This window comes from Pyxidicoccus xibeiensis (assembly GCF_024198175.1).
Lineage (GTDB): Bacteria > Myxococcota > Myxococcia > Myxococcales > Myxococcaceae > Myxococcus > Myxococcus xibeiensis.
Genome location: NZ_JAJVKV010000001.1, coordinates 1,571,190 through 1,593,282, shown reverse-complemented (window position 1 = coordinate 1,593,282; position 22,093 = coordinate 1,571,190). Strand labels below are relative to the sequence as shown.

General features: G+C 70.6%; 17 protein-coding genes and 1 pseudogene. 14 read left to right on the top strand and 4 right to left on the bottom strand.

Annotated elements, in window-relative coordinates:
• The first annotated feature begins 45 nt into the window (after window positions 1-45).
• From LXT23_RS06425 to LXT23_RS06410, 4 genes are all read left to right on the top strand, one after another.
• Entirely contained in the window at window positions 46-1,299 is a 1,254-nt protein-coding gene (locus LXT23_RS06425) for a GTP cyclohydrolase II (protein WP_253979170.1), read from the top strand.
• On the top strand, window positions 1,292-2,503 hold the full coding sequence (locus LXT23_RS06420) for a URC4/urg3 family protein (protein WP_253979169.1): 1,212 nt from the start codon (window positions 1,292-1,294) through the stop codon (window positions 2,501-2,503). The genes LXT23_RS06425 and LXT23_RS06420 overlap by 8 nt, the downstream gene beginning before the upstream one ends.
• A gap of 25 nt (window positions 2,504-2,528) precedes the next feature.
• Window positions 2,529-3,164: a uracil phosphoribosyltransferase gene (upp, locus tag LXT23_RS06415; protein WP_253979168.1), complete on the top strand. Its 636-nt coding sequence runs from the start codon at window positions 2,529-2,531 to the stop codon at window positions 3,162-3,164.
• 199 nt (window positions 3,165-3,363) lie between these two features.
• A complete protein-coding gene (locus tag LXT23_RS06410; RefSeq protein WP_253979167.1) occupies window positions 3,364-4,728 on the top strand; it encodes a PASTA domain-containing protein in 1,365 nt (454 codons plus the stop codon).
• 15 nt (window positions 4,729-4,743) lie between these two features.
• Here the strand turns inward: LXT23_RS06410 and LXT23_RS06405 are convergent, their stop codons facing one another.
• Window positions 4,744-5,943, bottom strand: coding sequence for a discoidin domain-containing protein (locus LXT23_RS06405; RefSeq protein ID WP_253979166.1), 1,200 nt, complete (start codon window positions 5,941-5,943; stop codon window positions 4,744-4,746).
• A 136-nt stretch (window positions 5,944-6,079) separates the two neighbouring features.
• Here LXT23_RS06405 and LXT23_RS06400 point away from each other — a divergent pair, with 136 nt between their 5' ends.
• On the top strand, window positions 6,080-6,616 hold the full coding sequence (locus LXT23_RS06400; protein ID WP_253979165.1) for an MXAN_0125 family MYXO-CTERM protein: 537 nt from the start codon (window positions 6,080-6,082) through the stop codon (window positions 6,614-6,616).
• 62 nt (window positions 6,617-6,678) lie between these two features.
• Complete coding sequence (locus tag LXT23_RS06395) at window positions 6,679-8,187, top strand: Kelch repeat-containing protein (protein WP_253979164.1); 1,509 nt, start codon at window positions 6,679-6,681, stop codon at window positions 8,185-8,187.
• A 45-nt stretch (window positions 8,188-8,232) separates the two neighbouring features.
• Here the strand turns inward: LXT23_RS06395 and LXT23_RS06390 are convergent, their stop codons facing one another.
• Window positions 8,233-9,621 (bottom strand): RluA family pseudouridine synthase, encoded by a 1,389-nt coding sequence (locus tag LXT23_RS06390; protein ID WP_323378796.1) that lies wholly within the window; start codon window positions 9,619-9,621, stop codon window positions 8,233-8,235.
• Window positions 9,622-9,964: 343 nt separating this feature from the next.
• Between LXT23_RS06390 and LXT23_RS06385 the strand changes: the two genes are divergently transcribed.
• The 3 genes and pseudogenes from LXT23_RS06385 to LXT23_RS50855 form a co-directional block, all read left to right on the top strand.
• Entirely contained in the window at window positions 9,965-10,501 is a 537-nt protein-coding gene (locus tag LXT23_RS06385; protein WP_253979163.1) for a peptide chain release factor-like protein, read from the top strand.
• A 117-nt stretch (window positions 10,502-10,618) separates the two neighbouring features.
• Window positions 10,619-11,038 carry a translation initiation factor gene (locus LXT23_RS06380; RefSeq protein ID WP_253979162.1) on the top strand — a complete coding sequence of 140 codons (420 nt, stop codon included), beginning with the start codon at window positions 10,619-10,621 and terminating at the stop codon, window positions 11,036-11,038.
• A gap of 990 nt (window positions 11,039-12,028) precedes the next feature.
• A pseudogene (locus LXT23_RS50855) lies at window positions 12,029-12,922 on the top strand (Kelch repeat-containing protein); the annotation flags it as partial.
• Window positions 12,923-12,996: 74 nt separating this feature from the next.
• Here the strand turns inward: LXT23_RS50855 and LXT23_RS06370 are convergent.
• On the bottom strand, window positions 12,997-13,806 hold the full coding sequence (locus LXT23_RS06370; RefSeq protein WP_253979160.1) for a GNAT family N-acetyltransferase: 810 nt from the start codon (window positions 13,804-13,806) through the stop codon (window positions 12,997-12,999).
• Between the two features lie 107 nt (window positions 13,807-13,913).
• On the bottom strand, window positions 13,914-14,144 hold the full coding sequence (locus LXT23_RS06365; protein WP_253979159.1) for a hypothetical protein: 231 nt from the start codon (window positions 14,142-14,144) through the stop codon (window positions 13,914-13,916).
• A gap of 606 nt (window positions 14,145-14,750) precedes the next feature.
• On the opposite strand from LXT23_RS06365, the gene LXT23_RS06360 reads away from it, so the two are divergent.
• The 5 genes from LXT23_RS06360 to LXT23_RS06340 all read left to right on the top strand — a co-directional run bounded on the left by LXT23_RS06360 (window position 14,751) and on the right by LXT23_RS06340 (window position 22,055).
• Complete coding sequence (locus LXT23_RS06360) at window positions 14,751-15,287, top strand: peptide chain release factor-like protein (RefSeq protein WP_253979158.1); 537 nt, start codon at window positions 14,751-14,753, stop codon at window positions 15,285-15,287.
• Between the two features lie 178 nt (window positions 15,288-15,465).
• Window positions 15,466-16,962: a S28 family serine protease gene (locus tag LXT23_RS06355; protein ID WP_253979157.1), complete on the top strand. Its 1,497-nt coding sequence runs from the start codon at window positions 15,466-15,468 to the stop codon at window positions 16,960-16,962.
• A 135-nt stretch (window positions 16,963-17,097) separates the two neighbouring features.
• Window positions 17,098-18,213 (top strand): serine hydrolase domain-containing protein, encoded by a 1,116-nt coding sequence (locus LXT23_RS06350; RefSeq protein WP_253979156.1) that lies wholly within the window; start codon window positions 17,098-17,100, stop codon window positions 18,211-18,213.
• A gap of 112 nt (window positions 18,214-18,325) precedes the next feature.
• A complete protein-coding gene (locus LXT23_RS06345; RefSeq protein WP_253979155.1) occupies window positions 18,326-19,645 on the top strand; it encodes a CapA family protein in 1,320 nt (439 codons plus the stop codon).
• Between the two features lie 190 nt (window positions 19,646-19,835).
• Complete coding sequence (locus LXT23_RS06340; protein ID WP_253979154.1) at window positions 19,836-22,055, top strand: membrane dipeptidase; 2,220 nt, start codon at window positions 19,836-19,838, stop codon at window positions 22,053-22,055.
• Window positions 22,056-22,093 lie beyond the last annotated feature (38 nt).

Here is a 22,093-nt window from a genome sequence, read left to right as displayed (position 1 = left end):
CCTCGCGCTCGAGCTCCGCACCGCGCCCGCAAGGAGGGCGCTCCCATGGCAGACAAGAAGCCCGTCAACCACATCCGCCTCACCTCGCACCCCGATGGAGACACGCCCCGTGTCCCCATCCGCTGGGGCGACGCCGAGCCCCTTCGTCGCGGCCCCGTGGTGGCCACCCTCACCGAGCCCGCGCACCGCAACGTCATCGGCACGCACGCCGGCGCGTATGCCGTCTACCGCGCGCTCGCCGTGGCCGCCGGCCAGCTGCCGCAGGACCACCGCGCGGACCTGAAGAACACCTCGCCCGCCGCGCAGGTGGGGCCGTACCCGTCCTGGAACGACCCGGAGCGCATCGTCTCGCTGGACCCGTGGGGCGCGATTGCGCCGCAGGTCTTCCGCGCGTACTCCGAGCAGGACATCGACTTCCGGCCGACCATCGCCGTCACCAAGGCCCACATCAACCTGCCGGAGGTGCGCGACGCCATCGTCGCCGGGCGCCTGACGCCGGATGGCGACCTGCTCGCGGCCAACGGCGACATCAAGGTGACGAAGGCCGCGGTGGACCCGGTGTGGTACCTGCCGGGCATCGCCAGGCGCTTCGGGCTGACGGAGAGCGCGCTGCGCCGCGGCCTCTTCGAGCAGACGGGCGGCATGTTCCCGGAGCTGATTACGCGCCCGGACCTGCACATCTTCCTGCCGCCCATCGGCGGGCTCACGCTGTATGCCTTTGGCGAAATCGCCTCGCTGGCGGACCGGGACGTCCCGCTGGCCGTTCGCGTGCATGACGAGTGCAATGGCTCGGACGTGTTCGGCAGCGACATCTGCACGTGCCGGCCTTACCTGGCGCACGGCATCGAAGAGTGCGTGCGCAGCGCGCAGAAGGGCGGCTCGGGCCTCATCGTCTACCTGCGCAAGGAGGGCCGCGCGCTGGGCGAGGTGACGAAGTTCCTCGTGTACAACGCGCGCAAGCGGCAGGAGGGCGGCGACTCTGCGGCCACCTACTTCCAGCGCACCGAGTGCGTGGCCGGCGTGCAGGACATGCGCTTCCAGGAGCTGATGCCGGACGTGCTCCACTGGCTGGGCATCACCCGCATCCACCGCTTCGTGTCCATGAGCGACATGAAGCACGACGCGATTACGCGCTCGGGCATCGAAATCCTGGAGCGCGTGCCGATTCCGGAGGACCTCATCCCCGCCGACGCCAAGGTGGAGATGGAGGCGAAGAAGGCGGCGGGCTACTTCACGAAGGGGCCGGTGGCGGACGCGGCCACGCTGGCCCAGGTGAAGGGACGGGGCCTCGATGTCTGACAAGCCGCTGGCGAGGTCCGACGTGTCTCCCGCGGTGGCCTGGCTGCGCACGCCGGCCGCCATCCGCGAGCGCTGCCACCAGCTGTTGGACCTGGGCCTCGCGGGACGGCTGGCCCACTTCCGGGTGGAGCCGTCGCGGCTGCCGGCGGTGGTGGACACGGTGCTGGAGGTGACGCGCGAGGCGTACCCCACGCTGGACGTGCCGCTGCACAGCCGCTGGCGGCACTTCGACGCGGGCGGCGTGGCGCGGCTGGAGGAACTGGACGACCGGCTGAAGGACGCGACGGCGCACGAGCGCGCGCGGGCGAAGCTGGACCTGGTGGTGGTGAGCGTGCTGCTGGACGCGGGCAGCGGGCCCAAGTGGCGCTACCGCGAGCGCGGCGGCGGCACGTGGGCGCGCTCGGAAGGGCTGGCGGTGGCCAGCTTCCGCATGTTCATGGACGGGCTCTTCTCGTCGGACCCGGACCGGCCGCTGCGCGCGGACGCGGAGGCGCTGGGGCGGCTGACTCGCGAGGCGCTCGCGCAGGGGATGCAGGTGTCGGACTCCAACCCGCTGGACGGGCTGGAGGGGCGGCTGCACCTGATGCACGGGCTGGCGAAGGTGCTGCCCCGGCCGGGCGCGCTGTTCGACATCATCACCGCGCAGCGGCGCAGCGTGCGGGCCGCGGAGCTGCTGGGGCTGGTGCTGGAGATGCTGGGCCCCATCTGGCCGGGCCGCGTCATGGTGGACGCCGTCAACCTGGGTGACGTGTGGCCGCACTCGGCGCTGGGGCCGGTGGAGAGCGTGGACGCGCTGGTGCCCTTCCACAAGCTGTCCCAGTGGCTGACGTACTCGCTGGTGGAGCCGCTGGCGGAGGCCGGCGTGGTGGTGACGGAGCTGGACGGCCTCACGGGGCTGCCGGAGTACCGCAACGGCGGCCTCTTCGTGGACCTGGGCGTGCTGGTGCCCCGGGAGCCGACGCTGACGACGGTGGCGCTGCACCCGGGCGACGAGCCGATTGTGGAGTGGCGCGCGCTGACGGTGGCGCTGCTGGACAGGGTGGGGGCGCTGGTGCGGGGCCGGCTGGGGATGAACGCGGAGGAGCTGCCGCTGGGCAAGGTGCTCCAGGGCGGGACGTGGACGGCGGGCCGGAAGGTGGCGGCCGAGCTGCGCCCCGGGGGCGTGCCTCCCATCCGCGTGAGCAGTGACGGCACGGTGTTCTGAGAGTCGCTGACAGAGGGAGGACGCAATGGAGTTTCCGAACTGCACGGTGGTGGACCATCCGCTGGTGAAGCACAAGCTCACGCTGATGCGCCGGGCGGAGACGAGCACTGCGTCCTTCCGCGCGCTGCTCCAGGAAATCTCGCTGCTGCTGGCGTACGAGGCGCTGCGGGACCTGAAGGTGCGCGACGAGGAAATCCAGACGCCGATGGCGAAGATGTCGGCGCCGGTGCTGGACGGGAAGAAGCTGGTGCTGGTGGCCATCATGCGCGCGGGGCAGGGCATCCTGGACGGGATGCTGCAGCTGGTGCCGTCCGCGCGCGTGGGGCACATCGGCCTGTACCGGGACCCGGAGACGCTGTCGCCGGTGGAGTACTACTACCGGGTGCCGGGCCAGCTGGCGGACCGCGACGTGGTGGTGTGTGACCCGATGCTGGCCACGGGCAACTCGGCGGTGGCGGCGCTGCAGCGGCTGAAGCGCAACAAGCCCGGCTCGCTGCGGCTCGTGTGCCTGCTGGCGTGTCCGGAGGGGCTGATGAACCTGCGCGAGCACCACCCGGACGTGCACGTGTACACCGGCGCGGTGGACGAGAAGCTCGACGAGCACGGGTACATCATCCCGGGCCTGGGCGACGCGGGAGACCGGCTGTTCGGGACGAAGTAGCGGGCGGGCTCCTCCCGCCTCCCAGTCGGGGTGGCGGGAGTCGAGCCAGGGTCCAGGCCACAATCCATCCCGGGAGCGGAGCGCCAGGCCGTGTCTTGCCTGGCAGCGCATACCCGTGAGCGCGGGCAGCCGAGAGCTGTCTTGACACGATGGATGACATTGCCATGTTTGCCCTGACCCTGCTGCAAAGGATTTCGCCATGAGCTGGGGCTTGGAAACCCAATCACTGGGTGGGACCTGGACGTCAGGCCCCGGCGCGGTGCTCCAGACGGGGGGACGGCTGGTCGTCTTCGACCGGGGCACCGACAACGCCATGTGGCACCGCTGGCAGCTGACCCGGAACGGCGCCTGGTCGGACTGGGGGCCGCTCGGTGGCACCTGGACGTCGGACCCTGACTGCGCCCTCAATGCGCCTGGCGGCCTGGTCGTCTTTGCCCGGGGCACGGACGGCGCCATCTGGCACTGCTGGCAGGAGGGCCCCGACGGCGACTGGTCCGGCTGGGCGTCGCTCGGCGGCCAGTGGACGTCCGGGCCGAGCGCCCTCCTCCAGACGGGGGGACGGCTGGTCGTCTTCGCCCGGGGCACGGACAACGCCATCTGGCACCGCTGGCAGCTCAGTCCCAACGGCGACTGGTCGGACTGGGGGCCGCTCGGTGGGACGTGGACGTCGGACCCCGGCTGCGCGCTCAACGCGCCCGGCGGCCTGGTCGTCTTCGCCCGGGGCACGGACAACGCCATCTGGCACCGCTGGCAGGAAGGCCCCGACGGCAACTGGTCGGGCTGGGCGTCGCTCGGCGGCCAGTGGACGTCCGCGCCATCGGCGGCGTTGTTGCCCGGCGGGAAGCTGAGCGTCGTCGCGCGCGGAACGGACAGCAAGCTCTGGCAGCGCTCGCAGGTCTCGACCAACGGCAGCTGGGGGTCGTGGACGCTGTTCGGCGGCACGGCGACGTCGGACCCCGACGTGGCCCTGAATGCCGATGGCTCACTCGTCGTCTTCGCGCTCCAGCCAGGCAACGCCGTGGCCGTGCTGCGGAAGTACTGGGTCCCGGACCCCGCGCCCGAGCCGGAGAGGACCACCGTGCCCCGGCTGGTGGGGCTGCTGAGCAGCCAGATTCTACCGCTGCTCCAGGCGGCCCGGCTGCAGCTCGGGCAGATTGCGAACACGACGGGGGAAATCCGGAGCGACCGGCTCCGCGTCATCGCGCAGGACCCGGCGCCCGGCGCGAGCGTGGCGGTGGGGACGCGGGTCAACTACCGCGTGGAGCTCGCCCAGCAGCTCCAGGGCATCGCGTCCATCCAGGTCCAGAACCGCCACCAGCAGGGCCGCCCGGTCGAGATATACGTCCACGACTCGGCGACCGGCGTCTGGACCCACAAGGGCTCGCTCACCATCGGCGCGAACTCGACGCTGTCGTTGTCCTCGGGACGCATCTACACCATCGTCGCGGTGGACCCCGGGCTCACCAACTGCAACGGGCGCCCCGACAACGTGAGCTGCCAGCGGCTCATCTGGGGTGCGCGGGGCGACTCGGAAGGCGTCCCCGTCACGCTCACCATCTTCTAGCGCGCCGAACCTCGGTCAAGGGGCAGGGGAGGGCGGCGCGGCCTGGACGTCGGAGAAGTCCACCTCGGAGACGCACGCGTCCGCATGGCGGCTGCCCGGGTAGACGGCGAGCACCTCGAGCTTCACGGACTCGAGGGCGCTCTTCGTCTCGAGCAGGATGTCCTGTGGGGACGCGCTGTCGTCGAGGTCCGCGTCCTGGCGGGTCCCATCGGAGAAGTGCAGGCGCACCCGCTTGAGGCGCGCGTTGCGGCGCCAGACTTCGGGGCTCTTGTTGTAGCCGGCCACGAGCGTGAGCTCCCCGACGGTGACGGGCGTGTTGAAGGTGAACTTCAGCCACTCCCCGCGGCCCGTTCCCTTCGCGCCCTCGCACCAGGCGGTGGAGTCCTCTCCGTCGCGCACGTTGTCCGAGTCATACGTGGGCGCGTCGGCCTTGCCGCTCTTCAACTCGGATGAGGTGGTCACGACGCGCACGAGGCAGTCGTCGCTCCGCGAGTAGCGGGTGCCCTCCCAGCAGATACGCTCCACCCGCTTCTCACTCCTGCACTCCTCGTCGGTGTCGCAGTAGTGCCCGCTGACCCTGAGCGAGAGGTCCGAGTAGCCTTCGTGGACGCTCGGCTGCGTGTCGAATGCCGCGTCCTCGCGCTCATGCGGATAGCCGGAGCCGGAGCTCGGCGTGTACCGGTCCTCCATGATGCGCTCGAGCACCCCGTCCTTCTTTCCCGTCCCGGCCAGGAACTGGAAGAAGGTGAGCGCCACCCCCGAGCCCTCGCCATCGTTGTGCGAGCTGATGTCGACCAGGATGACCTTCTCCCCCTTCTTTCCGTCGAGGGCCGTGGAGACCGAGGCCTGGTACTCGCCTACCCCCGATGGGGTCGGAACGCGCTCGCGTGAGAGCACCGTGAGCGCTTTGCCCACACCGCGCACCACGGCAAGCTCGGCCTCGAGCCCCGGGCGGAGGGGTTCATATTCTCCGGGAGCCTGGCCCGAGGTGACGACCAGCACGGCCTCTCGCTGCGTATCAAGTACAACGGTATCCAGCTTCACCAGGAAGCGTCCCGGTGTGACCTCTCCCTCCTCCAGCTCGGCGCCCTTCGCGGGCGGATGCAGCACCTCGAGGAGTGCGCGTTCCCTGGCCTGGGACGCTGGAGGAGCCTGCTCGTTCGCCTGGGCGGGGAGTGCCGTGAGGAGGGCGAGCAACGGAACCAGGGAAGCCATGGACATTGGGGCTCGGCGGGGACTCATTCGTGCGGCGTCGGGGTGAATCGTACAATGCAGTGTGGGGTCCCAGCTGGAGCTGGGGCAGGATGCACCTCGCGAGGGCCGGCGTGACCAGGAGCAGGGGAGTCTGGAAATGCGACGGAATCGTGTGTGGGCCCGGGGTGTGGCTGTAGCGCTGGGGTTGTTGGCCGGAGGTCAGGCCCTGGCGGAGAGTGAGCCGTGTCTCTGTGACTCCGAGAACCAGCGTGTCGTCTCGGACTACAGCTCGTGCCTCCTCATCCGTGCCGAGGTGGGCTGCAGCCTCAGCGAGGTGAGCAAGCGGCTCAGCGAGGTGAGCAACCAGTGCGGCAGGCCCGTGACGCTGTTGGCCTGGCCGCTCGTGACGGAGTCGTGCCAGGGCACGGCGTGTACCGTGGAGCTCCAGCCGGGAGCTTCGGAGCGCTTCAACTTCGCGGGGATGGCTGACAAGGCCACGAGCGGTCCCGCGGAGGCCACGTACCACGTGCGGGTGGATGGGCAGGACAGCCCCGTCACCATCAGCGCGGAAGTGACGTGCAGGGAACGCACCTCACCGCCGCCGGAGGGCTGCTCCTCCGCGCCTGGCTCGCTCGCGGCGCTCGGCTTGCTGCTGCTGGCGGGGCCCGTGGTGCGAGCGCGGCGGCGCGGCTGAGTCCGCACGGCGGAAGGTTCGCGGCTCCTTCGCACTTCGCTCCTCTCTTCGTGGAGTCATTCATGTTCAGACTGTCCATGTTCTCGACGCGAGAAGCGCTGTCGTTGCGTGCCGTGCTGCTGATGGGCCTGCTGGCCCTCCTCCCCGGCTGCCTCAAGACCGAGGACCCCCAGCCAGGGGAGGACGCGGGGACAGGCTCCGATGCCGGCATCCCCGACGGTGGGGACTCCGGTGCACCGGTCTTCACCCGGCTTCCCCCTTCCTCTGTGTCTGTGGAAGGAGGGGGCACGCTGACCTTCCAGGTCCTCGCCGAGGACCCGCAGGGCAGCAGCCTGCGCTTCGAGTGGACCGCGAATGTCGGCACCTTGCAGGTCGTGTCCCTCTCCTTCGCCAGCGAAGCCGAATGGACTGCACCTGGCTGCCTGGCCCCGGGTGTCACGGCGTCTTTCAGGGTCACCGTGACGAATGACCTGGGCCTGTCGAGCGCCTTTGAGTTCTCGGCGGTGGGCCTTCCCGTCTGCCCGACGTGGACTCCCACTGGCAGCATGGCCCTCGGACGCTCACGGCACGAGGCCGTGCTGCTTCCTTCGGGCAAGGTGCTGGTGGTGGGCCCCTCGGCGGAGACCGAGTTGTACGACCCGGAGACGGGCACCTGGGCTTCCGCTGCCAGCCTCGCGATGGCGCGGTGGGACCCGACGGCCACGCCGCTGCCTTCCGGCAAGGTGTTGGTGGTGGGCGGTGAGCCAGGGATTGAAGAGGTGGAGGTGTACGACCCGGCGACGAATACCTGGGCTTCCGCTAGCGGTCCCAACGCTCCCCGTCGTTCCGGGCACGTGGCGACGCTGCTCCGCTCGGGCAAGGTGCTGGTCAGCGGAGGCCCGCTGCCCTCCGGCCCGAACCCCACCGATACCGCCGAGGTGTATGACCCGGCGACGGGCACCTGGTCCTTCACCGGAAGCCTCGGCGCGGCCCGTTCCGAGCACATCGCCACGTTGCTGCGCTCGGGCAAGGTGCTGGTGACGGGTGGCTTCGGACCGTACCCCGGCGGCGACGCCCCCAGGCCCATTCTCTGGACGGCGGAGGTGTATGACCCTGAGACGGGGGCCTGGTCTTCGATCAACAGTCCCTCCACCCCGCGTGTCGAGCACACCGCTACGTTGCTGCCCTCGGGCAAGGTGCTGGTGACGGGCGGCTATACCCGCTACCGACACGGGTCTTCGCCTCCTGACTACACCCGGTACCTCGAGACGGCGGAGGTGTATGACCCTGAGACGGGGGCCTGGTCTGCCACCGGCAGCCTCGCCACGGAGCGCACGGACCACACGGCCACGCTGCTTGCTTCCGGCAAGGTGCTGGTGACGGGCGGCCGTAACGGCACCCACTGGCTCGGGTGCCTCGCGACGGCGGAGGTCTATGACCCTGAGACGGGGACCTGGGCCTCTGCCAGCAGCCTCGCCACGGCCCGCTGCGAACACTCCGCCACGTTGCTGCCCTCCGGCAAGGTGCTGGTGGCGGGGGGCTCAGGCGAAGGCGGCGTGAGGCGGACAGCGGAGCTGCATGAGGAACCCTGACCGTCCGTGCTGGCGCATGCAAGGCCCGGTCGCGTTCCGAATGGGTCAGAACGGCGGGAAGCTCTCCTGGTGGATGCGCTCGCCCGTGCGCGGATGAACGAGCGTCAGCGCCTCGGCGTGGAGCATCAGCCGGGTGTCCTCACGAGCTCCGTACAGGGTGTCTCCGACGATGGGGGCACCCATCCCGAGCGGGTGCGCGGCGTGGGCGCGGAGCTGGTAGGGGTGCCGGGTGCGCGGCAGGAGTGAGACGCGGGTGCGCGTGCCGGTCCGCTGGGTGACGCGCCACTCGGACACGGCCCGCTTGCCGTGGGCCGGGTCGACGCGCTGCGCTCCTGCCTCGGACCGGAGCGGCAGCTCGATGACGCCGCCCTCGCCGGTGACCGGGCCGTCGACCCAGGCGGCATGACGGAGGTCCGCCTCACGGCGCGCGAAGAGTCGGTGGAGCGCCGCCTGGACGTCCAGGTCCTTCGCCAGGAGCAGCAGCCCGGAGACCTCCGTGTCGAGCGTGTGCACGGCGTGCAGCTTCGAAGCGCCTGGGGCTGACTGCTGGAGACGCACGAGCACCGAGTCGCGCAGCGGGGCATGGCGGCTGGGAAGCGAAGGAAGTCCGGCGGGCTTGTCCACGACGACGAGCCACCGGTCCTCGAACACGACGCGGGGTGCCTCCTGTGAGGCGCGGGCCGGAGGTGGCTCCACCGGGAGGCCTTCGAGCATGTACGGCAGCACCTGCCCGCACTTGCTCTGACAGGCCGGGTAGTAGTGGCCCGCGAGTCGCTCCCCCGTGAGCGGCGGAGCGCCCCACCAGAGCTCCGCGAGGGCCAGGGGGCGCAGCCGGTGCTGGTAGGCCCAGGCGAACAGCTTGGGGGCGGCGCAGTCGCCGGCACCGCCGGGCGCGGGCTCGGGGGAGAACAGCGCCGCCAGGGACTGGCGCTCGCCGCGTGCGTTCGGAAGGACATACGTCTCGGTGAGCTGCCGCCACAGCCGCCGTGAGCGCTCCGCGCGCTGGTGCTCGACGTGGGCCCGGCGCTCATCGGATTCGAGCAGTCCGGCATGCTGGAGTCCCAGCTCGCGCAGCTCGGCCTGGCCCTCGGGCCAGAACGCGTCGAGCGCGCGCGGGTCGAACAGGGGCGGCGCGAAGCCCTCGACGTGCCAGCGTCCTCCGAGCATGCCGGAGAAGCCACGGAGGTAGCCGATACGGCCGTCCCCCGTCGCGACGACCAGCACCCCGAACATCTTTCCACCCCCTGGTGCGTCCAGCGCCCGAGGGTCGAAGTCCGCTACCAGGCCGCCGCTGCGCAGGCCTTCCTGGAGCTCCAGGGCGGCACGTCGTGCGAGGGGATGTGGAGGGCCGGAGTCGAACGGGCTCGTGAGCCGCACTGGCACCTCGTCCGCGGCCGGTTGCGGCTCGAAGTACGTCACGACACCTGGCAACACTGCCCCGTTCAAGGCGCTCCCTTTGACAGCCAGGCGGCGCACGGGACTGGGGTGTCCTCATGCCGCACCTTCTCCAGTACACGAACAGCGTCCCAGGTGTCAGCACGCTCGCTCACTGACGGAGCGGCCGCGCTCGGAGGCGTCAGGTCTCGCACCTGCCCACCGTCCGGGCCGCTTGAAGCATCGGAGGTCACCATGGAAGCAGTCATCGTCGAAGTGAGGGCAGGAGAGGGCGGGCAGGATGCCCGGCTCCTCGTCCGTGAGCAGTTCTCCGTCTACTGCGCGATGGGGGCTCGGAGGGGGCTTTAGCTTCGAGGTGCTGGAAGAGCGCCCCGGCCTGCTCGTGTTCCGAGCCGAGGGCCCGCGCGCCTCGCACCTCTTCCGTCACGAGCCCGGCGGACACCGCTGGCAGCGTGTCCCTCCCAACGAGAAGAAGGACCGCATCCAGACGAGCACCGTGACGGTGGCCGTGCTGCGCGAGCCCGCTGAAGCTGAGTGGGTGCCGCGCCCGTCGGAGCTGGAGTGGCGCACCACCAAGGGCAGCGGCCCTGGCGGCCAGCACCGCAACAAGACCGAGAGCGCCGTCATCCTCACGCACCTGCCCTCGGGTCTCACCGTGCGCTGCGAGGCCGAGCGCAGTCAGCACCGCAACCGGGAGCTGGCGCTGCGGCTCTTGCGCGCCCGGTGGTTGGCGCAGGCCGAGCAGGGCGCCGCCGCCCAGGCCAACGCGACACGACGGCAGCAGACGGGCACGGGCATGCGTGGCGACAAGGTGCGCACCGTGCGCGAGCGGGACGGGCAGGTGACGGACCACCGCACCGGCCATCGCCTGCGCCTGGAGGACTACCGCCGCGGGTCCTGGGGACCGCTGAGTGACTGATGCTCCGCCGTCTGGGAGTGACGTCCGGCCCGCCCGGGCTGCTGTCCCGCGTGCCGTGCGCGGCCGCGGGCCAGCGGGTCGAGGCGCGGCGGCATCTCTGGCACACTCCCCCGAACGATGGCACGCAACACACGCAAGGGCCCCCCGCCGCCGAAGCCCGCGAGCACGCCGCCTGGGAAGGCCTCCCCAGGCGGCTTCAACTCCCCGTTCGCCGCGCTCTCGAGCCTGCGTGAGGCGCTCCCGAGCAAGACTCCCCAGCTTCGCGCGGAGGACTTCCCCGCCGTGCCCCCTCCCGACGGTCCCGAGCGAGCGCGGGTGCGACTCGCGCGCCGCGAGCGCGACGGCGCCGAGGTGACCCGGGTGGAGGAGCTGGCGCTACCCCCCGAGGCGCTCGAGGCCTGGTGCCAGGCGCTGCAGCGTGGACTCGCCTGCCGCTGCGGCGTGGAGGGCGATGCGCTCGTGCTGGAGGGAGACCAGCGCCGCAGCGTGCCGGACCTCCTCCTGCGCCGGGGCGTGCGGCGAGTCGTCCAGGGGTGAGCACCACCCGCTGAAGGCTTGCGAACTTCCTGAAATGAAAATCTGTATGTCATTTCCCCTGCGAGGCCTCTCGGACAGCGCAATCCATGTCAGACGCGTCTCGGCACTGTAGGTGGCGCGCGGCCTGCCAGCTTTCCGGACCCATGCTCGCGGCTCTTTCACACTTCGCGTGGGTCGACAGCACGGCGCAGGTGAGCCGGAGCCATGCAGCGCTATCCGCTGTGCCTGATACCCGATACAGTGAGGGAGCGTCACAGGGGCCGGGCAGCTTCACTTCTTTGTTGGAGTCATCATGTCCGAGCTCGAGCTGTTCTCCCTGGGAGACGCGCGGTGCGTCTTCTCCACGATGAGTCACCACGTGACGCCGACCTTCCTCTCCGGGAGGTGGCCATGAGCACGCGGTCCTTGCGAGTCGCGCTGCTGACAGGGCTCCTGACCCTGTTCACCGGTTGCACGGACACCCCGGACCCCGACCCCCAGCCAGAGGAGGACGCGGGGACAGGCGTCGATGCCGGACTCCCAGATGCCGGCAGCCCGGATGGCGGTGAGGCCGCGCCACCGGTCTTCACCCGGCGTCCCGCCTCCGCTGTGGTTGTTGAGGGTGGGGGCAGGCAGCACTTCCAGGTTACCGCCGAGGACCCGCGGGGCCGCCCGCTGACCTTCGAGTGGTCGGCGAATCTTGGCACCCTGCAGGTCGACTCCCAGGCTTCCGGCAGCGACGCCGAATGGATTGCACCTGGCTGTCTCGTCTCAGGCGTCACGGCCTCCTTCAGCGTCACCGTGACGAATGACCTGGGCCTTTCGAGCTCCATCGAGTTCTCGGTGGTGGGCCTTCCTGTCTGCCCGGCGTGGACGCCCACCAGCAGCCTCTCCATCACACGTGGGGGGCACGCGGCCGTCCTGCTTCCTTCGGGCAAGGTGCTGGTGGTGGGGGTCTCTTCTACAACCGAGGTGTATGATCCGGAGTCGGGTACCTGGGCATCCGCCGGCAGCCTCGCCAGGGCGCGGACGTCCCTTAGGGCCACGCTGCTGCCTTCCGGAAAGGTGTTGGTGGCAGGCGGTGGCGGGGACCCCGGGTTGGAGGTGTTGGAGGTGTATGACCCGGCGACGAACACCTGGGCCTCCGTTGGCGACCTCGGGTTTCCCCTTCGCATCGAGCTCACGGCGACGCTGCTCCTCTCGGGGAAGGTGCTGGTCAGCGGAGGGCTGCCCTTCGGCCCGAATCCCATCGAGACCGCCGAGGTGTATGACCCGGAGACGGGCACCGGGGCCCCCACCGGCAGCCTCGTCAAGGCCCGCTTCGGCCACACCGCCACGCTGCTGCCCTCGGGCAAGGTGCTGGTGACGGGAGGCCTCGGACCGTACCCCGGCGGCGAGGCCCCCAGGCCCGCGGTCGCGGAGGCGGAGGTGTATGACCCGGCGACGGGGACCTGGTCTTCCGCTGGCAGCCTCGCCATTTCTCGCGCCGGCCACACCGCCACGTTGCTGACCTCGGGCAAGGTGCTGGTGACGGGCGGCTTTACCGTCATCAAGGAGAGCCCCACGTCGGGCATGTATTTCACCAGGTACCTCGATACGGCGGAGGTGTATGACCCGGCGACGGGGACCTGGTCTTCCACCGGCAGCCTCGCCACGAAGCGCGGGGCCCACACGGCCACGCTGCTTCCTTCGGGCAAGGTGCTGGTGACGGGCGGCAATATGGGTGGCTCTGGGAGCCTCGCGACGACGGAGGTGTATGACCCGGAGACGGGCACCTGGTCCCAGGCCAGCAGCCTCACCACCGGCCGCTACACGCACACGGCCACGTTGCTGCCCTCCGGCAAGGTGCTGGTGGTGGGGGGCTCGGGCAAGGACGGAAGTCTCGCGACAGCGGAGCTGTACGAGGAGCCCTGAGCAGGCACCAGGGCCTCCACCGGGGGCTCCCGCCAATCTCCTCGCCGGTTCCAGCGGTGCGGTGACTACCGGGGGCTCGCCGTGGCCATGAAGAAGTGGATGCGCGTCACGGGCCGGTAGCCCATGCGCAGGTACACGGGGTAGCCGGCCGCCGTGGCGTGCAGCACCGTGCGGCTCAGCCCCTGCGTGCGGTGCGCCTCCGCCAGCGCCTTGCGCATGACGGCCTCGGCGCAGCCGACCTGGCGGTGCTGCTTCATCGTCGCCACCAGCGCCACGTAGGCGACGCCGTCGATGGGGAAGACGGTGGTGCTGCTGGCGGCCTCTCCGTTGCGCCAGGCCACGTAGCCCACGCCCTGACCCTCGCCCGCGAAGTAGGCCGGCACGTCGAGCGCGGCGCGCACCACGTCCTGGGGCGCGTCGTAGGCATGGGCGTTGATGTCGGCCACGTCGTTGCGACCCTTCGTGTCCACGGCCTGGCGCAGCTCCACCTCCGGCAGGGGCCGCAGGGGCGCCGCGAGCGAATCGGTGACCATGCCCGTGGTGTCCATGCCCGTCTGCAGGCCGTAGGGGGCGAGCAGCTCCGCCGCGCGGGGCCGGAAGTCGGGAGCCAGCCAGTCCTCGCACACGGCGAGCATCCACGGGTTGCCCCGCGGGGCGAAGTAACCGGCGGCGGCGGCGCCGGCGCGCTGGAGCTCCTCCGCCGACTTCAGCGGCGAGCGGAGGAACGCCACGTTCAGCATCATCCACGAGACGTTCGATGAAGCGATGTGGACATCGGGCAGGTCGAGCACTTCTCCGGTGGCGCTATGACGGGCGAAGAAGCGCCAGGCCTTCAGGAACTGCTCGTTGGATTCCAGAATCTCGTCGATGGGCATGGTCCGGCGAGCCTACGGCGCTTCCCCCACGGCTTGGAATGCGCCCCGCCCCGGGGGAGGCGGGGCGCGGCGCCCGGTGCAGCTCCCGTCAGGCCGGCCTCGGGCCGTCAGGTGCCGTCGTAGACGAAGGGGTAGACCCGGTAGACGACAAGCTCGCGGTCCGAATACAGGGTGGGCGAGTTGATCTCCAGGGTGAGCTCCACGGCCACGCCGTCCAGGGAGATGTACGGGTAGGACGTGCAGCTGTACTCCCAGATGTTCAGCGCCGCCGGGGTCGTGAAGGCGGTGGGGGGCCCGCCCTGCCGCGTGAAGGCGGTCTTCACGGACTCGAGCGTCATGCCCACGTTCGGGTTGAAGGTGTAGGAAAGCTGGCCGTCCTTCAGGGCCGACCAGGGCCTCGTTGTCCTTGTAGAGCTTGTGGCCCGTGTCGTAGGCCTTCAGCAGCTGGGAGCCGAGGTTGGTGCCCGCGCCCGGGCTGGCGTTGTCCACCAGCTCATTGAGGGTGAACTGGGTGGAGTTGAGCTGGATGGTGGACTCGTTGATGCCCCAGATGTCCACGTGGAACCTGGTGTCCGGGTGCCGGTTGGGGTCGTAGCCCATCACCACGAAGTCCGCGTACGCCCAGCCCTGGAACTGCGAGACGCGCCCCATGTTACCTGGGGAACGAAATCAGGCGGAAAGAGTCACAACTCGGGAACAAGGGTTCACGGGTTGTGCTTGTGGCCCGCTCCGCGCGGGAAGGCGTCAGGTCTCGCACCTGCCCACCGTCCGGGCCGCTTGAAGCTCGGAGGTCACCATGGAAGCAGTCATCGTCGAAGTGAGGGCGGGAGAGGGCGGGCAGGATGCCCGGCTCCTCGTCAGTGAGCAGTTCTCTGTCTACTGCGCGATGGGGGCTCGGAGGGGGCTTTGAGATAGAGGTGCTGGAAGAGCGCCCTGGCCTCCTCGTGTTCCGAGCCGAGGGCCCGCGCGCCTCGCACCTCTTCCGCCATGAGCCTGGCGGACACCGCTGGCAGCGGGTGCCGCCCAACGAGAAGAAGGACCGCATCCAGACGAGCACCGTGACGGTGGCCGTGCTGCGCGAGCCCGCTGAAGCCGAGTGGGTGCCGCGCCCGTCGGAGCTGGAGTGGCGCACCACCAAGGGCAGCGGCCCTGGTGGCCAGCACCGCAACAAGAGGGAGAGCGCCGTCATCCTCACGCACCTGCCCTCGGGTCTCACCGTTCGGTGTGAGGCGGAGCGCAGCCAGCACCGCAACCGCGAGTTGGCGCTGCGGCTCTTGCGTGCCCGGTGGTTGGAACAGGTCGAGCAGGGCGCGGCTGCCCAGGCCAACGCCACCCGGCGCCAGCAGACCGGCTCCGGCATGCGCGGCGACAAGGTGCGCACCGTGCGCGAGCGGGACGGGCAGGTGACGGACCACCGCACCGGCCTCCGTCTGCGCCTGGAGGACTACCGGCGCGGAGCATGGGGCTCACTGAACGACTGAAATCCCCCACCCTCGGGGCCGGTGTCGGAGTGACGTCAACTGCAACCGTGTGTCAGTCCCGTCTGGGATAACCACCGTCCTGAAACTAATCGCGCCTCCGGCGCAATATCGCCTGCCTTCCGACGTTGGGAGGCTGACCGGATTTTCCCGGGATTTTCCAGACAGGAACGTCGAACCCATGCGGACGTTTTTCCGAAGCTCGTACACCTCCCTGGTCTGTGCGCTCGCGGTGGGACTCCAGGCCTGTGGGGATGGCCTGCCCCAGGTGGAAGAGGGCCAGCAGCCGCCGGTGGCTCCGGCGGCGGTGGTCTCCCAGGCGCTCCAGTCCGGCGCCCTGGACGACACCCAGGACATCCTGACCGCGCTGCAGGCCATCCCCGGCCTCACGGTGGTGCGCGAGGGGCCCACGCGCTTCCCCGGCACGCGCTTCTTCGTGCTCTCCTATGACCAGCCGGTGGACCACAAGCGCCCCGAGGTCCGCCGCTTCCAGCAGCGCATCACCCTGCTGCACCGCTCGACGCAGGCGCCGATGGTGCTCGCGTCCTCGGGCTACGGCATCGGCACGTCGTCCACCCAGTTCGAGCCCACCGCGCTGCTCCAGGCCAACCAGCTCCTGGTGGAGCACCGCTTCTTCGCGCCCTCCTCGCCCCAGCCCGCCACCTACGAGCACCTCAACCTCGAGCAGGCCGCGGCGGACCACCACCGCATCGTCAAGGCCTTCAAGGCCCTCTACGGCGGCAAGTGGGTGAGCACCGGCGGCAGCAAGGGCGGCATGACGTCCATCTACCACCGCGCCCTCTTCCCCCGGGACGTGGACGCCACCGTCGCCTACGTGGCCCCCAACAGCTACGGCCCCAAGGACCCGCGCTACATCCAGTTCCTCAGCCGCGTGGGCGACGCCGCCTGCCGTGAGCGCATCAAGGCCTTCCAGCGCGACGTCCTGGCCCGGCGCGACGAGCTGACGCCGCTGGTGGTGGAGAGCGTGACGGCCCAGGGGCTGAGCCTCGACTTCCTCGGCGCGGACAAGGCCCTCGAGTTCGCCGTCCTGGAGCTGCCCTTCTCCTTCTTCCAGTACACCCCGGTCGAGTTCTGCACCTTCGTCCCCTCGCCCGGCGCTCCGACCCCGGAGGTGATGGAGGCGATGGAGGGTATCGTCGGCTTCTCCAACTTCACCGACCCCGTCCTCGACTACTACGCGCCCTACTACTTCCAGGCCGCCACGCAGCTGGGCAGCTACCGCTCCGACGAGCGCCACCTGCGCGACCTGGTGCAGTACCCCGGCCAGTACGTCGCCCGGAACATGGTGCCCTTCTCCATGGAGGGCTACGACTTCAACTACTGGTCCATGCCCCTCATCGAGGCGTGGGTGAAGGCGCTCGGCGAGCGCATCCTGCTCGTCTACGGAGAGAACGACCCGTGGTCCACCGGGGCCTTCGAGGTGCGCCAGCGCAACGACTCGTACCGCTTCTTCGTGCCCGGCGGCACCCACGGCTCCAGCATCTCCAGCCTGCCGGAGGCCGACCGCGCCGTGGCCCTGGAGCGGCTGGCGACGTGGGCGGGCGTGTCCCCCGCGGCCCAGGAGCAGGTGTCCCTGAAGGCCCGGGCCCTGGCCGCCGGCCAGGAGCCGTTCGACCCGATTGCCCATGACCGGCGCAAGCGCCCGCTGATGGAGTAGCGGGAAAGGTCGTACCCGGCGGCCGTCCACTTTGTTGGGACGGCCGCCGCGCAGGCGCCTCTTCCTGTGGAGTGACAGACGCGCGGGCCTCCGGTGCTGAGTACGCACACCGCGGATTCAACTGGAGGAACCCGGATGTTCACGTGTCGGTTGCTGCTGGGCGTTTCCCTGTCGCTATGGCTGTCGGGCTGCGGAAAGGACGAGGACGATGACGACAACGTCTCCACCTGCGAGCGGCTCGCGCCCCGGCTGCAAGGCGCGCTCGAGGAAGCCGCCGAAGCCGAGGACCTCCCTGGGGTCACGGTCTCGCTTCGGCTCCCGGACTGCACGTGGCGGGGCGCGGCGGGCCTTTCCAAGGTGGAGCCCGCTGCTGCCCTGAAGGTGGACGACCGGCTGCGCGTGGGCAGCATCACCAAGAACTTCGTCTCGGTGGTGGTGCTGCAGCTCCAGGCCGAAGGCAAGCTGTCTCTTGACGCGCCCCTGGCGACGTGGAGGCCGGACTTCCCGCGCGCGGACCGCATCACCGTGCGCCAGCTGCTCAACCACACCAGCGGTGCGTTCAACTACACCCGCAGCCAGGAGTTCCTCGCCCGGGCGCAGGCGGAGCCCGGCAGGACGTGGACGGACGAGGAGGTCATCGCGCTGGGCGCCGCGCAGTCCCCGGTCTTCGAGCCGGGCACGGACTGGGACTACTCCAACACCAACTACATCCTCCTCGGCCACATCCTCGAGCAGGTGACGGGGACGCCGGTGGCCGGGCTGATTCGCGCGCGCATCCTCGAGCCGCTCGACCTGGATGACACGGGCCTGGAGGGCGCAGAGCCGCTCCCGCCCCTCACCGTGCGCGGCTACGAGCGGAACCCCGCGGACAACACGTGGGTGGACTACACGGACTTCATCCACCTGTCCGCCGCCGGCGCGGCCGGGGCGCTGGTCTCCACCGCCGACGACATCAGTGCCTTCTACCTGGCCCTCTTCGAGGGTGACGTGCTGGCCCCGGCGCAGCGGGCGGAGATGATGCGCTGGGCGGAGGCCTCCGTTCCCGGCGCGCCGAAGTACGGCCTGGGCCTCTTCGAGTCCGACACGCCGGTGGGGCCGGGCCATGGCCATGACGGAGAGATTCCTGGCTTCTCTGCCCTGGCCTTCTACCTGCCAGAGCACAAGGCCTCGCTCGCGGTGCTGACCAACCGCGAGAACTCCGGGGTGACCGGAGTCACCGACCGGCTCCTCCAGGTGCTCGCCAGGGACTGAGGCCCGCGGTCTGACAATGCGAGAAGGGCTGGGGCGCGCGGCACCCGGGGGAGGGGGGCTTCCGTGAGAGTCGGGTGATTGGACTAATGTCGCGCAGGTGACTCTTCCCGCGTTGCTCCTCATCCCCGTGCTGTGCGCCGCCACGCCCACCCGCGTGGAGCTCGTGTTCGGTGGGGACGTGATTCCCCACGGCGAGGTGAAGCGGGTGGCGCGGGAGCACGCGCGCACCGGCGCGAAGCCCGAGGGCGGCGGCGCGGCACCGTCGCTCAACCACGAGGGGTGGGGCCATGTCTTCGGTCCCATCACCGACGTGCTGCGCACCGCGGACGTGGGCGTGGTGAATCTGGAGACGCCCGTCACCGACAACCCGAAGGCCGTCACCCGGGAGCTGCTGTTCAACGCGCCGTCGGCCATGGCGCACGCGCTGGCCTCCGCCGGGGTGAAGGTGGTGTCCACCGGCAACAACCACGCGAGGGACCAGCACCTCACGGGCCTGGTGGAGACGCTGCGCCACCTGGACGCGGCCGGCATCCAGCACACGGGCACGGGGGCCTCACAGGCCGCCGCGTGGGAGCCCGCCTTCGTCGACGTGCGCGGGGTGAAGGTGGGCTTCCTGTCCTTCACGCGCCTGCTCAACGGCTTCAGCAACCCGAAGGACGCGGCGCAGCCCCACGTCGCCTACGTGCCGTACCCGCGGTACCGCGCCCACCGCGGGCTGACGCCGGACGAGGCCGTGGAGGCGGTGCGCGCCGCGGCCGCCCGCTGCGACGCGCTCGTCGTCCTGGTGCACTGGGGCACCGAGTACAAGGACGCGCCCATTCCGGAGGACCAGAAGCTGGGCCGAGCGCTGCTGGACGCGGGGGCGAAGGCCGTCATCGGCCACCACCCGCACGTGCTGCAGCCGCTGGAGGCGTACACCACGGCGGACGGGCGGCGCGGCCTCATCGCGTACTCGCTGGGCAATCTGGTGGCGAACCAGGGCCGCTTCTACCGCCACGTGCCGGGGCAGAAGGGCGAGGAGGGCGACAAGCGGGACTCCATGCTGCTGCGCGTGTCGCTGGTGCGGCCCGCGCCCGGCGCGCCCGTGGTGCTGGAGGACGTGGCGGTGCTGCCCGTGTGGATTGAGAACAACGCGGTGGGGCGGGCGCGCAAGGAAGCGCGCAACATCCAGCCGGTGCTCATCGACCGGGAGGTGGAGGCGGTGACGGAGCGCCTCACCGCGCTGGCCTCCCGGCCCGCGCCCCTGGACAAGGAGGCGCGCAGGGAGAAGGCGCTGCTGGAGCGGCGGCTGGCGGGCTCGCGGCACCGGCGCGAGCGCATCCTCCGCATGCTGCCCGAGGGCTTCGCCGTGGCCTCCCCGGCCCTGCGCCAGCGCGAGGCGAGCGTGCCGAGCGCGGTGAGCGGGGGCATGGCCGCGCAGTCCGCGCCCTGAGCACGCGGCGGGGCCTTCCGACTCCGGGTACACGCTCCGACGCAGCACGTCTTGAACCCCGGGTGCGGGGTGGCGCTTCATGGGCGGCTCACCTCGAAGGGAGCCCCCCGTGTCTCACCCCCGCCTCTGGAGACGCTGTTCCGCCGCCGTGCTCGGCCTGGCCCTGGCCTGTACCCCCGTGGAGGAGCCCATGGAGGCTCCCCGGCCGGAGCCGACCTCCGAGACGGCCCAGGAGCTGGGCGTGGGGGGCTTCGCGGAGCTCCACCACCACATGTTCGCGGAGGAGGCCTTCGGTGGGGGCTGGTTCCACGGCACCGTCACCGACGCGCTCACCCGGTGTGACGGCGGTTGGCCGGAGAGCGACCACGCCCGCGTCCGCATGGACCTGAGCGGCCTGCTCAACCTCTGCCCCAACTCCGGCGGCGTGGACCTGAGCGGCGTGCCGATTCTGGCGGGGCTGTTCGGCATCGGCGGCGCGGTGGGCTCGGAGTTCATCGGCAAGATTGAGGGCACGCAGGGCGACACCGGCCTGCACGACGGGCGGCGCAACCCCAATACGCAGTGGCCGCGCTGGGACACCATCGCCCACCAGCAGTCGTGGGAGGGCTGGCTGCGGCAGGCGCACCAGGGCGGCATGTCGCTGGTGGTGGTGTCCGCGGTGAGCAACCGGTTCCTCTGCGAGGCGCTGCCCCCGCAGAACCGCACGCGCCCGTGCGACGAGATGGTGGACGTGGAGGTGCAGCTCCAGAAGGCGCGCGACTTCGCGGCCACTCGCGACTGGGTGGACCTGGCGCTGACGCCCGCGGACGCGCGCCGCATCATCTCCGAGGGGAAGCTGGCGATGGTGCTCAGCATCGAGACGAGCCGCCTGTTCGGCGCGGCGGACTGGCGCGCGGAGCTGAACCGCTTCCACGGGCTGGGCGTGCGCACGCTGCAGCCGGTGCACCAGCTGGACAATCGCTTCGGCGGGGCGGCGCCGCACAACGCCATCTTCCAGGCGGCGCAGTTCCTGGAGAACTGTCACATCGACTCGGACTGCGGGCTCACGGTGGGCGGGCTGACGCTGGGCTTCGACGTGGACTCGCAGTGCAAGAACGTGAAGGGCCTCACGTCGGAGGGCCAGCAGCTGATGCAGGCGATGATGGACAAGGGGATGCTCATCGACCTGGCGCACCTGTCCGAGAAGGGCATCCGGGACGCGTACTCGGTGGCGGAGCAGAACCAGTACTACCCGCTCTACGTGAGCCACGGGCACTTCCGCGAGGTGATGAACGGCAAGCTGGCGGAGAACGAGAAGACGACGCCCGCGTGGGTGGTGCAGCTCTTGCGGCGCACGGGCGGCATGTTCGGCCTGCGCACCGCGCATGACGAGACGCGCACGTATACGAAGTCCGGAGTCGCGAACAACTGCCAGGGCTCCAGCCGCTCCTTCGCGCAGGCGTACGAGTTCGGCAGGCAGGGCTTGAAGGTGCCGATGGCGTTTGGCGCGGACCTGAACGGGTTCATCCAGCAGACGCGGCCGCGCTTCGGGCCGAACGGGGCGTGCTCGGCGGGCTTCCAGGCGGAGGCGGACGCGCAGGCGCGTGAGCAGGTGCTGTCCGGCCCGGGGCGGCTGGGCACGGCGTTCGACGAGCAGGGCCTGGCGCACGTGGGCCTGCTGCCGGACTTGCTGCAGGACGTGACGCGGCTGGGGGCGAACACGGCGGGGCTGGCGGGCTCGGCGGAGACGTTCATCCGGATGTGGGAGCGCGCGTCGGGGCCGCGGGCGGGCATGGCGGACGCGGCGCTGGACATCGACACGAGCGGCGTGGCGCCGTGGGTGAAGCCGGAGGACCGCGAGCAGGCGTACCCGACGGTGTGCGGTGCGCACTACGCGCCGGACAGCAAGGTGCTGAACCAGGGCTGCCGGTTCGACGCGGAGTGCCTCAGCGACCAGTGCACGTCGGTGCTGTGCAACACGTTCGATGGGCGGTGCGTGTGCAATGACGACGGGGACTGCGGCTCGGCGGCGTACTGCCAGGACGAGATTCCGGGCAACCCGGGGGACAACGACTGCGTGGCGAAGAAGGGCGAGCACGTGTCGTGCAGCCGGGATGGGCAGTGCGCGTCCGGCGCGTGCGGCGGCTGCGCGAACCTGACGGGGTGGTGCTACACGCCGCGGTCCAAGGCGTATGGGCAGACGTGCAAGGCGGACCGGGAGTGCACGACGGACCGGTGCAGCGCGGACTGCTATGTGAATCCGACGGGCAGCTGCCTGTGCGACAGCGACTCGCACTGCGGCAGCGGCCAGTACTGCGGCTGGGGGCTGAACTCGGGCAAGTGCCAGAACAAGAAGGGCCGCGGGGCCGCGTGCTCGGCGGACCGCGAGTGCCAGTCCGGGACGTGCCGGTGGTCCTTCACCTGTAAATGAGGGGGCGGCCGGACCCCGGGAGGGGCCTGTCGGCCACT